10 protein-coding genes are annotated in these 15,752 nt (G+C 72.4%); 6 read left to right on the forward strand and 4 right to left on the reverse strand.

Going from position 1 to position 15,752, the window contains the following annotated elements; genetic code table 11:
- Positions 1–54 precede the first annotated feature (54 nt).
- Both ppdK and WJM95_RS09940 read right to left on the reverse strand, forming a co-directional pair.
- Positions 55–2,796 carry a pyruvate, phosphate dikinase gene (ppdK, locus tag WJM95_RS09935; protein ID WP_339129222.1) on the reverse strand — a complete coding sequence of 914 codons (2,742 nt, stop codon included), beginning with the start codon at positions 2,794–2,796 and terminating at the stop codon, positions 55–57.
- 437 nt (positions 2,797–3,233) lie between these two features.
- Positions 3,234–4,460, reverse strand: coding sequence for an ROK family protein (locus WJM95_RS09940; RefSeq protein ID WP_339129223.1), 1,227 nt, complete (start codon positions 4,458–4,460; stop codon positions 3,234–3,236).
- Between the two features lie 119 nt (positions 4,461–4,579).
- Between WJM95_RS09940 and WJM95_RS09945 the strand changes: the two genes are divergently transcribed.
- Both WJM95_RS09945 and WJM95_RS09950 read left to right on the forward strand, forming a co-directional pair.
- Positions 4,580–6,187 carry a hypothetical protein gene (locus tag WJM95_RS09945; RefSeq protein WP_339129224.1) on the forward strand — a complete coding sequence of 536 codons (1,608 nt, stop codon included), beginning with the start codon at positions 4,580–4,582 and terminating at the stop codon, positions 6,185–6,187.
- Entirely contained in the window at positions 6,184–8,121 is a 1,938-nt protein-coding gene (locus tag WJM95_RS09950) for a glycogen debranching N-terminal domain-containing protein (protein WP_339129225.1), read from the forward strand. Before WJM95_RS09945 ends, WJM95_RS09950 begins: the two co-directional genes overlap by 4 nt.
- Positions 8,122–8,211: 90 nt before the next feature.
- On the opposite strand, the gene dusB is transcribed toward WJM95_RS09950, so the two are convergent.
- Entirely contained in the window at positions 8,212–9,378 is a 1,167-nt protein-coding gene (dusB, locus tag WJM95_RS09955) for a tRNA dihydrouridine synthase DusB (RefSeq protein ID WP_339129226.1), read from the reverse strand.
- A gap of 96 nt (positions 9,379–9,474) precedes the next feature.
- Between dusB and WJM95_RS09960 the strand changes: the two genes are divergently transcribed.
- Positions 9,475–10,938, forward strand: coding sequence for an MFS transporter (locus WJM95_RS09960; protein ID WP_339129227.1), 1,464 nt, complete (start codon positions 9,475–9,477; stop codon positions 10,936–10,938).
- A 278-nt stretch (positions 10,939–11,216) separates the two neighbouring features.
- Here WJM95_RS09960 and WJM95_RS09965 read toward each other — a convergent pair whose 3' ends face one another.
- Positions 11,217–12,182 carry a helix-turn-helix transcriptional regulator gene (locus WJM95_RS09965; protein WP_339129228.1) on the reverse strand — a complete coding sequence of 322 codons (966 nt, stop codon included), beginning with the start codon at positions 12,180–12,182 and terminating at the stop codon, positions 11,217–11,219.
- Positions 12,183–12,283: 101 nt separating this feature from the next.
- Between WJM95_RS09965 and WJM95_RS09970 the strand changes: the two genes are divergently transcribed.
- From WJM95_RS09970 to WJM95_RS09980, 3 genes are all read left to right on the forward strand, one after another.
- Complete coding sequence (locus WJM95_RS09970; protein ID WP_339129229.1) at positions 12,284–13,714, forward strand: MFS transporter; 1,431 nt, start codon at positions 12,284–12,286, stop codon at positions 13,712–13,714.
- 325 nt (positions 13,715–14,039) lie between these two features.
- Complete coding sequence (locus WJM95_RS09975; protein ID WP_339135452.1) at positions 14,040–15,269, forward strand: M14 family zinc carboxypeptidase; 1,230 nt, start codon at positions 14,040–14,042, stop codon at positions 15,267–15,269.
- A gap of 138 nt (positions 15,270–15,407) precedes the next feature.
- Complete coding sequence (locus WJM95_RS09980; protein ID WP_339129230.1) at positions 15,408–15,614, forward strand: hypothetical protein; 207 nt, start codon at positions 15,408–15,410, stop codon at positions 15,612–15,614.
- Positions 15,615–15,752 lie beyond the last annotated feature (138 nt).

Consider the following 15,752-nt stretch of genomic DNA (forward strand, 5'->3'; position numbering starts at 1 on the left):
TCGGTGTTGAGGGTCGGGGACAGGCGGCGGCTCCGGGGTCTTCCCGCGCCGGGTCTAGCGGTGGTCGCTGCCCTGCGAGGTGGAGGCCGCGCGGCCCGCTTCCAGGCGGGCGACCGGGATGCGGAACGGGGAGCAGGAGACGTAGTCGAGTCCGACCTCGTGGAAGAAGTGGACCGACTCGGGGTCGCCGCCGTGCTCGCCGCAGACGCCGAGCTTCAGGTCGGGGCGGGTCTCGCGGCCGGCCTTGACCGCGGACTTCACCAGCGAGCCGACGCCGTCCTTGTCGATCGTCTCAAACGGGCTGACGCCGAAGATGCCCTTCTCCAGGTACGCCGTGAAGAAGGAGGCCTCCACGTCGTCGCGGCTGAAGCCCCACACCGTCTGGGTCAGGTCGTTCGTGCCGAAGGAGAAGAACTCCGCCGCCTCGGCGATCTGCCCGGCCGTCAGCGCGGCGCGCGGCAGCTCGATCATCGTGCCGATCGCCAGCTTGAGCTGCACCCCGGTGGCCGCCTCGACCTCCGCGATGACCTGGTCGGCCTCCTCGCGGACGATCTCCAGCTCCTGGACCGTGCCGACGAGCGGGATCATGATCTCCGCGCGCGGGTCGCCCTTGGCGTTCCTGCGCTCGGCGGCCGCCTCGGCGATGGCCCGTACCTGCATGGTGAACAGGCCGGGGATGACGAGGCCGAGGCGCACACCGCGCAGGCCCAGCATCGGGTTCGCCTCGTGCAGGCGGTGCACCGCCTGGAGCAGGCGCAGGTCGTTCTCGTTGGCGTCCTTGCGGGACTCGGCGAGCGCGACACGCACCGACAGCTCGGTGATGTCCGGCAGGAACTCGTGCAGCGGCGGGTCCAGGAGACGGACCGTGACCGGCAGGCCGTCCATCGCCGAGAACAGCTCGACGAAGTCCTTCTTCTGGAGCGGCAGGAGCGCCTTCAGCGACTCCTCGCGCTCGGCGTCGGTGTCCGCGAGGATCAGACGCTCGACCAGCTCGCGGCGGTCGCCGAGGAACATGTGCTCGGTGCGGCACAGACCGATGCCCTGGGCGCCGAAGCGGCGGGCGCGCAGCGCGTCCTCGGCGTTGTCGGCGTTGGCGCGTACGCGCAGGCTGCGCTTGCGGTCGGCGAAGGCCATGATCCGGTGGACGGCCTCGACCAGTTCGTCGGCGTCGTCGGCGCCCGCGTGCATCCGGCCCTCGAAGTACTCGACGACCGGCGACGGGACGACGGGGACCTCACCGAGGTACACCTTGCCGCTGGAGCCGTCGATCGAGATGAGGTCGCCCTCCTCGACGACGTGCCCGCCGGGCACGGTCATCCGGCGGCGCTTGGTGTCGACCTCCAGCTCCTCGGCGCCGCAGACACAGGTCTTGCCCATGCCGCGCGCGACCACGGCCGCGTGGGAGGTCTTGCCGCCGCGGGAGGTGAGGATGCCCTCGGCCGCGATCATGCCGTCCAGGTCGTCGGGGTTGGTCTCCCGGCGGACGAGGATGACCTTCTCGCCTGAGCGGGACCACTTCACGGCGGTGTACGAGTCGAAGACCGCCTTGCCGACCGCGGCACCCGGCGAGGCGGCGATGCCCCGGCCGACCTGCTCGACCTTGGCGTCCTCGTCGAAGCGCGGGAACATCAGCTGCGCGAGCTGGGCGCCCGTCACCCGCTGGAGGGCCTCGGCCTCGTCGATCAGGCCCTGGTCGACGAGCTGGGTGGCGATGCGGAAGGCCGCTCCCGCCGTGCGCTTGCCGACACGCGTCTGGAGCATCCAGAGCTGGCCGCGCTCGATGGTGAACTCGATGTCGCAGAGATCCTTGTAGTGGTTCTCCAGGGTCTCCATGATCTGCATGAGCTGGTCGTACGACTTCTTGTCGATCGACTCCAGCTCGGCGAGCGGGACCGTGTTGCGGATGCCCGCGACGACGTCCTCGCCCTGGGCGTTCTGGAGGTAGTCGCCGTAGACGCCCTGGTGGCCGGAGGCGGGGTCGCGGGTGAAGGCGACGCCGGTGCCGGAGTCGGGGCCGAGGTTGCCGAAGACCATCGAGCAGACGTTGACGGCCGTGCCGAGGTCGCCGGGGATGCGCTCCTGGCGGCGGTAGAGCTTGGCGCGGTCGGTGTTCCAGGAGTCGAAGACCGCGTGGATGGCGAGGTCCATCTGCTCGCGCGCGTCCTGCGGGAAGTCCCGCCCGGCCTCGGTCTTGACGATCTTCTTGAACTTGGTGACGAGCTTCTTGAGGTCGGCCGCCTCCAGGTCCGTGTCGACCGTGACGTTCTTGAGGGTCTTCGCGGCGTCCAGGGCCTCCTCGAAGAGCTCGCCGTCGACGCCGAGGACCGTCTTGCCGAACATCTGGATCAGGCGGCGGTACGAGTCCCACGCGAAGCGGTCGTCGCCGGCCTGCTTGGCGAGGCCCTGCACGGACTTGTCGGAGAGCCCGATGTTCAGGACGGTGTCCATCATGCCGGGCATGGAGAACTTCGCACCGGAACGGACGGAGACGAGCAGCGGGTCGTCGGCCTGGCCGAGCTTCTTGCCCATCGTGGCCTCAAGGGCGTCGAGGTGCGCACTCACCTCGTCACGCAGTGCCGCGGGCTCCTCGCCACTGTCGAGGTAGGTCTTGCACGCCTCGGTGGTGATGGTGAAGCCGGGCGGGACGGGGAGGCCCAGGTTGGTCATTTCGGCGAGGTTGGCACCCTTGCCGCCGAGCAGGTCCTTGAGGTCCCTGTTTCCCTCGGTGAAGTCATAAACGAACTTCGCTCCGCCAACGCCGTTTCCGGTTACGTGGGGATCTTTGTTTTCCGACACGAGCCTGACTCCTCGACGTCGCGGTGGCTGCCCTGACGACGGGGAACATACCCAGATCGAAGGCGTCTGGGTACGTCCACTTGTGCGTCATGCGCCTGTAACCAGTCGTCCGCCACCGGATCCAAAGTCAAGGCTTGGCAAGTCATCGGGGGTGGATGTTTTCACTTCTTGAACGAATCGGCCCGCACAGACCACCCAAGCCGCTCAGCTGAGCACGCTTCGCCACGTCTGAGTTTAATCGATGAACGATCAGAGGGTGGCACTCAGTGCCACCCCTTAGGGAAGTGCAGTCGCGCAAGATCCGCTCATCTGAGCGTGACCCCAATCAAGGGTGGCGAGAATCACGCCACCACAGGGGCCCAGATTTCATCATGCGGACCCCGATCCGGACACGACACACGGACGTCACACACCGATACCTCGCACGGGTGACCCCCTCACACCCCCAGCGCGGCCAGCCGCTCCTCGGCCCGCTCCGGCGCGTACAGGTACTCCACGACCAGCGCCCCCGCGCCCACGAGTCCGGCCCGCTCGCCGAGCCGGGAGGTCACCACGTCCAGATGAGCGGTGGAGCGGGGCAGCGCCCGCTGGTACAGCAGCTCCCGGACGCCGGTGAGGAAGGGGGTTCCGGCCAGATCCCCGGCGATCATCAGCACGCCCGGGTTGAGCAGGGTCACCACGGTCGCCAGGACGTCCCCGACCTGCCGGCCCGCCTCCCGCGCGAGGGCCGTCGCCTCGGGGTGCCCGGCCGCCAGCAGCTCGCGCACGTCCGAGCCGGACGCGGCCCGCACCCCGGACTCCGCGAGCCGGCGCGCCACCGCGCCGCCACTGGCGACGGCGGCCAGACAGCCGTACGAGCCGCACCGGCACAGCGCGTCGGCGCCCACCCGGATGTGCCCGATGTCCCCGGCGCCGCCGTCGATCCCGCGGTAGACGGTGCCGCCGACGACCATGCCCGCCCCGATGCCGGTGGAGACCTTGACCAGCGCGAAGGCCGAGCAGTCGGGATAGCCGGCGCGCTGCTCCCCGTACGCCATGAGGTTGGCGTCGTTGTCCACGAGCACGGGGACGCGGGCGGGGCCGGTGCCCGTGTGCTCGGCGAAGGCGCGGCCCAGCCGGCCCCGTATGTCGTAGCCGTCCCAGCCCGGCATGATCGGCGGCTGGACCACCCGCCCGGTCTCGCTGTCGACCGGGCCCGGCACCGCGAGTCCGATGCCGCAGACGGCGTCCGCGCCCCGGCCGGACTTGGCGACCAGCTCGGCGAACCAGCGTCCGAGTTCGGCCAGGACCGCCTCGGGGCCGTCGTCGATCACCAGGGGCCCCGCGTGCTCGGCCAGGATCTCGCCGGTCAGGGTGAGGACGGCGGCCCTGCCGTGCCGGGTGTCGAGGTCGGCGGCGAGGACGACGGCGTGCTCGTCGTCGAACTCCAGGGTGATGGAGGGGCGTCCGCCGAGCGGCGAGTCGACGGGGCCGCCCGCCCCCTCGCGGAGCCAGCCCGCGCGGAACAGCCGGTCGAGGCGCTGGCCGACCGTGGCCCGCGACAGACCGGTGGCCCGCTGGAGCGCCCCGCGCGTGGTGGCCCGGCCGCTGCGCACCAGTTCGAGCAGATCTCCGGCGCTTGCCTGGTTCCCGGTCTTCACGGTCCTCCCCGCCCTTTCCGTCATGCGCACCCTCTTGCGTTCCCCAACTCTGCATTACATATTGAGTTTTGCGTGTTAAATAGACGTAACCCTACGGCAGATACTGCCGAACCGGCCGGCCGGACGTCTTCGGGGAGACCTGAGTGGACAGCACAACCCAGCTCACCGCACTGCACCGGGGCCCCCTGGCCCCCGTGAGCACCATCGGCACTCCCGCGCACGCCTCCGGCCCGCCCTCACCGCCCCGTCCGGACCACGTCGTCCGGACCGGACCACCCGTATACGATCCCGGCGACCCGTCCGCGTCGCTGCACCTCAGGGCGTCGCGGGTGCTGGACGACAACTGGACCGGAACGTCCACGGTGCCCTCGCGCGGCCTGTATCCGCACCAGTGGTCCTGGGACTCCGCGTTCATCGCGATCGGCCTGCGCCATCTGTCCCCGCTGCGGGCGCAGACGGAGCTGGAGACCCTGTTCCGCGCGCAGTGGGCCGACGGGCGTGTCCCGCACATCGTGTTCAACCCCTCCGTCCCGCTCGACGCGTACTTCCCGAGCCCCGACTTCTGGCGCTCCTCGACCGCCGGGCGCGCGGCGGGCGCCCCGCGCACGCTACAGACGTCGGGCATCGTGCAGCCACCGGTGCACGCGCTGGCGGTGTGGCTGGTGCACCAGGCGGACCCGGGACTGTCCCGGTCCCGCTCGTTCCTCTCCCGGATGTATCCCCGCCTCGCGGCCTGGCACCGCTATCTCCTGCACCGCCGGGACCTCGGCGGCGGGGGCCTGGCCAGTGTCGTCCACCCCTGGGAGCAGGGCATGGACAACAGCCCCTGCTGGGACACCCCGCTGAGCCGCGTCACACCGGCGCCGGCCCGCTCCTTCCGGCGCGCCGACCTCGACCACGGCGCCGCCGAGGACCGGCCGACCGATCTCGACTACGGGCGGTACGTCCGGCTGGCCGCGGACTACCGGGACCGCGGATACGCCGACGGCGGCGGCGAGTTCGCCGTCGAGGACCCGCTGTTCAACGCCCTGCTGATCGCCTCGGAACACGCGCTGGCCCGGATCGCGCGGGAGCTGGGCGCGACGGGGACGGCCCGCCACGCCCGCGCGGAGCGGCTGACGGCGGCCCTGGTGGAGCGGCTGTGGGACCCGGCGGAGGGCATGTTCCTGTGCCGTGACGAGCGGGCCGGCGGGCGCGGGGCACTGATCCGTGAGCGCAGCGTCGCCGGGCTGCTGCCCCTCGTCCTGCCCGCGCTGCCGCGCGACATCGCCGCCACGCTCGTACGGACCGCGGGCGGCCCGCACTTCGGACTGGGCGCCGCCGCCCGTCTCGCGCCCAGTTACGACCTGACCGGCGAGGCGTTCGATCCGCACCGCTACTGGCGCGGGCCCGCCTGGTTCAACACCAACTGGCTGCTGGAGCGCGGCCTGCGGCTGCACGGGGAGCACGGACGGGCGGACGCGCTGCGCGCCGCCCTGCTGGAGACCGCCGGGGAATCCGGGTTCGCCGAGTACGTGGACCCGTTCACCGGCGAGGCCTGCGGAGCGCTCGGATTCAGCTGGACGGCGGCGCTGACGCTCGATCTGCTGCACGAGCCCTCCGGGGCGGAACCGGTCGTGTCCCCGTGGGGGCGCGAAGCGTTGACCGACACGGCACCCGGCGCCGACGCCGACGGTGACCACCGCGTCGGCGGTGAGGGACGGCGCGCGAGCGCATTCGGGACGGAAGCCAAGGGAGGGGACCGGGGATGACGGACCGGCATCATCTGCTCGTGCACGGTGGGACGTTCGCCGCCGTGGGTGACGGCGGTGACATCAGTGGAGTGCGGGGCAGCGGCTCTCCCGACGGGTTGTTCGTGCGCGACGCCCGCCACCTCAGCCGCTGGCAGCTGACGGTGGACGGGGCGGTGCCCGAGGCGCTCACACCGGTCGCGGACGGCGACACGGCACGCTGCGTGCTGGTGCCGCGCGGCGGCCGCAACGAACCGCCCGCCTACACGCTCTTCCGTGAACAGGCCGTCTCCGAGGGCGCGTTCGTGGAGGCGCTGCGCGTCACCAGCAACCGTCCGACGGCCACCACGGTCCGGATCGCGGTCACCGCGGACGCCGACTTCACGGACCAGTTCGAACTGCGCTCCGACCACCGCACGTACGCCAAGACCGGCGTCGTACGCCAGCGTCAGGTCCTCGACGACGGCGTGGAGTTCAGCTACCGGCGCGGGGAGTGGCGGTCCCGTACGACGGTCACGGCCGAACCCGCGCCGGACGGCGTGGAGGAGACGGGCACGGGCGCCCGCCGGCTCGTGTGGACCCTCGGCCTCGAACCGCACGGCTCGGCGGAGCTGGCGCTGCGCGTCGCGGCCCGTCCCCACGGCTCCCCGCACGAACCGCGCGTCCCCGCCTCCCCCGCCGCGGCCGGCGAGCGACTCCTCGCCCTGGAGGACGAGTTCGCGCAGGGGGTGCCGTTCCCGACCGGCTGGCCCGAACTCGCCGCGGCCTGCGCGCGCGGCCTGTCCGACCTGGCCGTCCTCCAGGTGCCGGCGACGGGCCTGGACGGCGAGGAGCTGCGGGTGCCCGCGGCCGGAGTCCCCTGGTTCCTCACCCTGCTGGGCCGCGACGCACTGCTCACCTCGCTCTTCGCGCTGCCCTACCGGCCCGGCCTCGCCGCCGCCACCCTGCCCGCGCTGGCCGCCACCCAGGCGGTCGAGGTGGGCACGGGCGCGGTCGCCCAGCCCGGCAAGATCGTGCACGAGGTGCGGCACGGCGAACTGGCGCACTTCGGGCAGGTTCCGTACGGGCGCTACTACGGCTCGGTGGACGCCACCCCGCTGTTCCTGGTGCTGCTCGGCGCCTACACCGAGCAGACCGGCGACGTGGCGCTGGCCCGCCGGCTCGAACCCAACGCCCGCGCGGCGGTGGGCTGGATGCTGGACCACGGCGGGCTGACCTCACGCGGCTACCTCGTCTACCGCGCGGACGGCGGCGGCCTGGCGAACCAGAACTGGAAGGACTCCCCGGGCGCCATCTGCTCGGCGGACGGCAGCCGCCCCAGCGGTCCGGTGATGGCCGCGGGCGCGCAGGGGTACGCGTACGACGCGCTGCGCCGCACCGCCCACCTGGCCCGTACGGTCTGGGACGACGAGGTCTACGCGGCGCTCCTGGAACAGGCCGCCGCCGATCTGCGGGACCGTTTCCAGCGGGACTTCTGGATGAGAGAGCACGCCTTCCCGGCGCTGGCGCTCGACGGCGACGGCCGCCATGTCGACGCGCTCGCCTCGGACGCGGGTCATCTGCTGTGGTCGGGCCTGCTGGACAAGGAGTACGGCGAGCTGGTCGGCCGCCGGCTCCTCGAGCCGGACTTCTTCTCCGGCTGGGGCGTGCGCACGCTCGCCTCGGGCCAGGCCGCGTACCACCCGCTGTCGTACCACCGCGGTTCCGTCTGGCCCCACGACAACGCCCTGATCACCCTGGGTCTCGCGCGGTACGGACTGCACGACGAGGCCCGTACGGTGGCGCACGCGCTGGTGGACGCGGCCACCGCCACCGGCCACCGCCTCCCCGAGGTCATCGCGGGCTACGGCCGCGACACCCACGCCCAGCCGGTGCCCTACCCGCACGCCTGTGTACGGGAGTCCCGTTCGGCGGCGGCACCGCTGGCGCTCCTCGCGGCGGTGGGCGGGGCCTAGGACCACACCGGGAACCGGACGGCGCGGGGGCGGCGTCCGGGTGCCGTCCGGTGCGCGCGCGGGCGGCGCGCGCACCGGACGGCCGGTGGATCAGCCGCCCGAGGTGTCCAGCTCGGCGTCCTCGGAGATGCCCGCGCAGTCGTAGGGGTCCTTCAGCCAGCCGTCCGGCAGGACGACCCGGTTGTTGCCCGACGTACGGCCGCGGGGGCCGTCGGCGCCCGCGGGCCACGGCTGGTCCTGGTCCAGCTCGGCGAGACCGTCGGAGAGCTCGGCGAGCGAGGAGGTGATCGCGAGGCGCTTGCGCATCTCGGAGCCGACCGAGAAGCCCTTGAGGTACCAGGCGACGTGCTTGCGGAAGTCGATGACACCGCGCGTCTCGTCGCCGATCCACTCCCCGAGGAGCGTGGCGTGGCGGACCATGACGGCCGCGACCTCACGCAGGGTGGGCCGCGCGTAGTCGCCGGGGCGGCCCTCGAAGGCGGCCACCAGGTCGCCGAAGAGCCACGGCCGGCCGAGACAGCCGCGTCCGACGACGACCCCGTCGCACCCGGTCTCGCGGACCATCCGCAGCGCGTCGTCCGCCGACCAGATGTCGCCGTTGCCGAGGACGGGGATCTCCGGCACGTGCTCCTTCAGCCGGGCGATGGCGTCCCAGTCGGCGGTGCCGCCGTAGTGCTGGGCCGCGGTCCTGCCGTGCAGGGCGATGGCCGTCACGCCCTCCTCGACCGCGATCCGTCCCGCGTCGAGGAAGGTGATGTGGTCGTCGTCGATGCCCTTGCGCATCTTCATGGTGACGGGCAGGTCCCCGGCGCCGGCGACGGCCTCGCGCAGGATCGCGCGCAGCAGGTTGCGCTTGTACGGGAGGGCGGAGCCGCCGCCCTTGCGGGTGACCTTGGGGACCGGGCAGCCGAAGTTGAGGTCGATGTGGTCGGCCAGGCCCTCGTCCGCGATCATGCGGACGGCCTTGCCGACGGTCGCCGGGTCGACTCCGTACAGCTGGATCGAGCGGGGCTTCTCGCTCGCGTCGAAGTGGATCAGCTGCATGGTCTTCTCGTTGCGCTCGACCAGCGCCCGCGTGGTGATCATCTCGCTGACGAACAGGCCCTTGCCGCCGCTGAACTCGCGGCACAGCGTGCGGAACGGCGCGTTCGTGATCCCGGCCATGGGGGCCAGGACGACGGGCGGCTGCGCCGTGTGGGGGCCGATCGAGAGCGACGAGGTCAGCGTGGGGTCCACCGTGGACGTGGGCGTGGGCATTCCCCCATTGTGGCGTACGGCGCCGGATGCTCGCGCGAAAGATCATGTAGCGGTCATTAGTTAGACACACTATCGACAACGACGTACGCTGACTCCATGCCTGAGCTCAGCCACCGTCACCGGATGCTGGTGCTCGCGATCTGCTGCATGAGTCTGCTGATCGTGAGCCTCGACGTCACGGTTCTGAACGTCGCCCTGCCCTCGATGCAGCGGGAGCTGCACGCGAGCGTCGCGGGCATGCAGTGGACCATCGACGCCTACACCCTGGTGCTGGCCTCGCTGCTGATGCTGGCGGGCTCCACCGCCGACCGCATCGGCCGGCGCAAGGTGTTCACGGCCGGTCTGGTCCTGTTCACCATCGGCTCGGTGCTCTGCTCCCTGGCCCCCGACCTCGACACGCTCATCGTCTTCCGGATGGTCCAGGCCGTCGGCGGCTCGATGCTCAACCCGGTGGCGATGTCGATCATCACCAACACCTTCACGGACCCGCGCGAGCGGGCCCGCGCGATCGGGGTCTGGGGTGCCGTGGTCGGCATCTCGATGGCCGCAGGACCGATGGTGGGCGGACTGCTCGTCGACTCCGTCGGCTGGCGGTCGATCTTCTGGATCAACCTGCCCGTCGGCCTCGCGGCCCTCGTGCTGACCCTGCGGTTCGTCCCCGAGTCCCGTGCTCCGAAGGCCCGCCGCCCCGACCCCGTCGGCCAGCTCCTCGTCATCGCCCTGCTCGGCTCCCTGACCTACGCGATCATCGAGGCGCCCACCTCCGGGATCGCGCACACCCTGACCTTCGGCGGCATCGCCCTCGCCGCGCTCCTGGGCCTCCTGTGGTACGAGCCCCGACGCGACGAACCCCTCATCGACCTGCGCTTCTTCCGCTCGGTGCCGTTCAGCGGGGCCACCGTCATCGCGGTGAGCGCGTTCGCCGCGCTCAGCGGCTTCCTGTTCCTTTCGACGCTGTACCTCCAGAACGTGCGCGGTCTGAACGCCCTGCACGCGGGCCTGTGGATGCTGCCCATGGCCGTCCTGTGCTTCGTCTGCGCGCCCGTGTCGGGGCGCCTGGTCGGCAACCGCGGTCCCCGGCCGTCGCTGCTGATCGCCGGGGTCGCGATGACCGTGAGCGGTGTGCTGTTCGCCGCCTTCGAGGCGGAGACCTCGAACGTCACGCTCGTCGTCGGCTACATCTTCTTCGGCATCGGCTTCGGTTTCGTGAACGCGCCCATCACCAATACGGCCGTCTCCGGCATGCCCCGCTCGCAGGCGGGCGTCGCCGCCGCCGTCGCCTCGACCAGCCGGCAGATCGGCGGCACCCTCGGGGTCGCGGTCATCGGCGCGGCCCTCGCCTCCGGCATCCACGCCTCCGCCTACCGGGAGACCTTCGTCGCGGCCTCCCGCCCGGGCTGGTGGATCATCACCGTCTGCGGTGTCGCGGTCCTGGCGATCGGCCTGCTGAGCAGCGGAGTCCGGGCCCGCGCGTCGGCCGACCACACCGCCCTCCTGCTGGAGTCCCCGGAGATCCGGGACGCGGCGGGCGTACGGACCCAGGACGCCTCGGCCGCCTGAGCCACCCGGCGGGCCGAACGGCCGGTGCCGGTGTCGGTGCCGGCGGGCCGGGAGCCCTGAGCGGGCGCGGAGGCCGGGGCACGATGAAGCCCCGAGCCGGTTGCCGGGCCTGCGGACCGCACCAGGCCTCCGGGCCGGTGCCAGACCTCCGGGCCGGTGTCGGCGTCGCACCGACCCGCACGACCACGGGCGCCCGAAACCCGCGCCGGTCCACCCTCGAACCTCCGTCGGACCGGTGCCGGACCAGTGCCGGACCAGCGGGGCCGGAGTTCCCCCGGTCAGTGTGCTTCCGCCGCCTCCGCCCGGGGCACTGCTTCGAGCCGGTCCGCGACCTTTGCCTCCGCCTCCAGCGCGATCATGTGCAGCCTCTCCAGGCGTTCGCGGGACTCCTCGTCGTGGGGTGGGTACGTCACCATGCGGGCGCCCAGGTCGGGGGCGAGCCACAGGTCCGTGTGATCGACGGTGACCAGGCCGACGTACGGGTTCGCGAACCTCTTCGTCTTGCCGCGGGTGGCGGCCACCTCGTACCGGTCCCAGTTCTCGCGGAACTCGGCCGACTCGGCCCGCAGCCGCTTCAGCAGGGTCTTCCAGGCGGGCTCGCCCAGGTGCCCGGCCATCGACGCGCGCAGCTTCGCGGCCATCAGCCGCGTGGTCTCGTCGAGCAGGACGATCGACGCGCGCCACTCCGGGTTGGTGTAGGCGAGCAGCACGCAGTTGCGGTCGGCGGGCGGGACCGTGCCGAGGTCGCGCATCATCAGCCGCGCGTAGGTGCGGTTGTACGCCAGGATGTCGTACCGGCTGTTCTGGATGCAGGCCGGGACCGGCTCCAGCTGGGTCAGGATCCGGCGCAGCGCCGGGGTGATCACCGGGCAGTGCGCGGCGGGTGTGGGGTCGACCGCTCCGGCCAGCTGGAAGAGGTGGGCACGCTCGCTGGTGTCGAGGAGCAGGGTCCTGGCCAGCGCGTCGAGGACCTGCTCGGAGACCTGGATGTCCCGCGCCTGCTCCAGCCACGTGTACCAGGTCACCCCCACGGCGGAGAGCTGGGCGACCTCCTCGCGGCGCAGCCCCGGCGTGCGGCGCCGGCGGCCACGGGGCAGGTCGACCTGCTCGGGCGTGATGCGTTCGCGGCGGCTGCGCAGGAAGGTGGCCAGCTCGTGCCGCCTGATCTCCCCGGTCCTGGGCCCGGAGGCCGCCGGGGGCCCGGCGCGGTTCCCCTGGGTCGTCTCCTGTGCCATCGTCGTCATTCCTCCAGCCTGCCGTTCGCCGCAGCCTGTTGCCAGGTAGTGCTTGTACCAGGATAAGGAGACTCTGGTACCACTCTGGGCGTGGGAGAAGTCTGGAGCACGTGACCGACACCGGAACGCTCAAGACCACCGTCCGTGCCCCCACGGCGCCACCCGCGCTCGGCGGCCTCGGACTCTTCACCGTGCTGCTCGGCGCGGCGCTGCCCCTGATCGACTTCTTCATCGTCAACGTGGCCCTTCCGACCATCGGGAAGGACCTGAACGCGAGCGAGGCCGTCCTCGAACTCGTCGTCGCCGGCTACGGAGTCGCGTACGCCGTCCTGCTGGTCCTCGGAGGCCGCCTCGGCGACCTCTTCGGGCGCCGCCGGCTCTTTCTCGGCGGCATGGCGGCCTTCGGCCTGACCTCGCTCGCCTGCGGCCTCGCCCCCACCGCGTGGACCCTGGTCGCGGCGCGCGTCGCCCAGGGCGCGGCGTCCGCGGCGATGCTGCCGCAGGTCCTGGCCACGATCCAGTCCGCGACCTCCGGGCAGCGCCGTGCCAAGGCGATGGGCCTGTACGGCGCCACGGCCGGCCTGTCCATGGTGGCCGGGCAGATCCTCGGCGGGCTGCTGGTCGCGGCCGACATCGCGGGCACCGGCTGGCGTTCCGTGTTCCTCGTGAACGTGCCCGTCGTCGTGCTCGGCCTGGTCCTGGCCCGCCGCGCGGTCCCCGAGACCCGTTCGCAGCGCCCGGAGCCGGTCGACGCCCCCGGCACGGTCCTTCTCGCGGTCGCGCTGCTGGCCCTGCTGGCCCCGCTCACCGAGGGCCGGGCCGCGGGCTGGCCGCTGTGGACGTGGGTGTCCCTCGCCCTGTTCCCGCTCGCGGCCGCCGCGTTCTACCTCGTCGAACGCCGTGCGGACCGGCACGGCCGCACCCCTCTGGTCCCGCCGAGCCTGTTCGAGCTGACCTCGCTGCGCCGGGGCCTGATCATGATCGTGCCGTTCTCCATCGGGTTCAGCGGCTTCATGTTCGTGATCGCGGTGGCCCTCCAGCGCGGCGAGGGCCTCGGTCCCGTCCCGGCGGGGCTGGCCCTCGCGCCCATGGCGGTCGTCTTCTTCGCCACGTCCCTGTGCGGACCGAGGCTGATCGCCCGCTTCGGCACCCGGGTCGTCACCGCGGGCGGACTGCTCCAGGCGGCGGGCCTCACCCTCATCGTGCTGGCCGCGTGGCACTCCTGGCCCGACCTCGGGGTGGTGCGGCTGCTGCCCGGGGCGGCCCTCGCGGGCGCGGGGCAGGCGCTCCAGCTGCCCGTCCTCATCCGGATCATCCTCTCCGAGGTACCAGGGGAACGGGCGGGTGTGGGCAGCGGCGTGATGGCCACCACCCAGCAGGCGGCGCTCGCCGTCGGCGTGGCCACGCTCGGCACCCTGTTCCTTTCGCTGGTCCCGGCCCACGGCATGCGCGACGCCCTGGTGACGACCCTTCTGGTGCAGCTGGCCGGCGTGGCCCTGACCACCGCGCTGAGCCTGCGGCTGCCCCGCACGATCAGCTGAGGGACCGGCCGGCCCGCCGGACCTCAACCTCCGTGCGGCCAGCGGCATATGCCCAGGCCATGAGCCTGTCGCCATACCCTCAGGGGCTGTTGACACCAGTGGTGCGCCATGTCGTACTGAGTCGCACCGAAGTCGAACGGAGCGCGCCCGGCGTTGGCCCGGCGCGTTCCGTCCGGCCGACCCGCGACCCGCGATCCACGATCCGAGGAGACTCCGTGGCCGAGATCAAGACCCGCGCGCCGGACCGGAGAAGCACCCGGGACGACAGCGGTTCCGGACACTGAGCTATCCCACACCCGCCGACGTCACCCGCACCGCCGAGGCCCTGACCGCCCGGTATCCCGGCCAGTGCCGGCTGAGCACGATCGGCCACTCCCGGCACGGCGTCCCGCTGCGGATGCTGAGCGTCGGGAAAGGCTCACGGCACGCCCTCGTGGTCGCGGGCGCACACCCCAACGAGTACGTCGGCGGGGGCACCCTCCTGGAGCTGGCCCAGCGGGCACTGGGCGGCGAACGACCCGGCACCGTATGGCACTTGGTGCTGTGCCTCGACCCGGACGGAGCGCGTCTGAACGAGGGCGGGCACCGGGCCGACACCCTCTTCGGCCACTACCGGTCCTTCTTCCGGCCCACCGCCGACGAACAGCCCGAGTGGGCGCCCGCGCTGCCCCGCCCGCGGGTCCTGCCGGAGAGCCGCGCCCTGCTCGACGTCATCGAGCGGCTGCGGCCCTACATCCAGATCTCCCTGCACAGCACCGACATCGGCGGCACCTTCGCCCAGCTCACCCGGGACGTCCCCGGACTCGACCGGACCCTCGCCGCCTCCGCCGAACGGCTCGGCATCCCCGTCGAGCGGGCCCCGCTCGACGCCCTGCACTGGCCCACGAGCGCTCCCGGCGTCTTCGTCCTGCCGCCGCCCGGAGCGCCCGAACGCCCCACCGCATTCCCGGAGAACGCCCACCGCTCGACCTGGCTCGCGCCGCACGCCCACGGCGGGGTCACCGCGGTCCTGGAGGTTCCGGTCTGGGCCGCGGAGGGCTTCGCCGACCTGGCACCGCACCCCGCTCCCGAACAGCGGCTGCGGCACTGGGCGGAGCGGCTGCGGGACTACGCCCACACCGTCCGCGTCCACTACGAGCGGGCCCGCCCGCACCTCCCGGCCCCCGGCCCCGACCCGGGCTTCAGCATGCGCAGGGCCGTGGCCGAGACCCTGCGCGTGTGCGGTCCGCTGGCCGACGGCTGGGATCCCGCGCATCCGTCGTTCACCCCGCTGCCCGGGCTCACCCGCGCCCGCACGGCCAGCATCGAGGGCTTCGCCCGCCGGACCCCGCTGCGGGCCGCCGCGATGCTGCTGCGCCTTCTGGAGGAGTACGCGCCCGCCCCGGGGACCGCGTCCCAACGGGCCGAGCTGGAAGCCCTCGTGGCGCGGTGGTGCGCCGCCTACTCGGCCAGTTTCACGGCGACCTGGGTACCGGTGGACCGGCAGATAGAGCACCAGGTCAATGTCACCACGGCGGCCGTCGAGGCCGCCGAGGGACATCTCGCCCCGTCCTGACCACGCCCTCCCCGCGATCTCCCCGTGCGCCGGCTCCGCGCCGGACTCCGCGAACTCACCGCCCAAGAATCCCCGTTGATCTTCGCCATGCTGCACACTCCTTGCTGCGCAGGCGAAGCGGGAGAACCAGGAGGCGTCATGCTTCAGATCAACACGAGCAAAGTGAGCCGCTGGGACCAGCACGGCCGCGAACACACCGTCCGCGTACAGCGGTCGGGCGTCCAGCGGACCATCCGGTGCGAGACGTGCGGCTGGCGCAAGAACACCCAGTTCCTCCCCTGGCTGAAGGCCGAGGAGCATCTGGCCGAGAAGCACCAGGCGACGGTCGACCCCAAGGAGGCCTGAGCCCGTCCCCGGAGGGTCGCGAGGAGGGGCGCCGGGGCGCGCCCGTGCCGCCGGCACCCGGACACCCCATGGTCCGGGACGACGCGAAGCCCCCGGTTCCCTGCTCGGGAACCGGGGGCTTCGTGAGCGTCCGGGTGA

The organism is Streptomyces sp. f51, assembly GCF_037940415.1.
Taxonomy (GTDB): Bacteria; Actinomycetota; Actinomycetes; order Streptomycetales; family Streptomycetaceae; genus Streptomyces.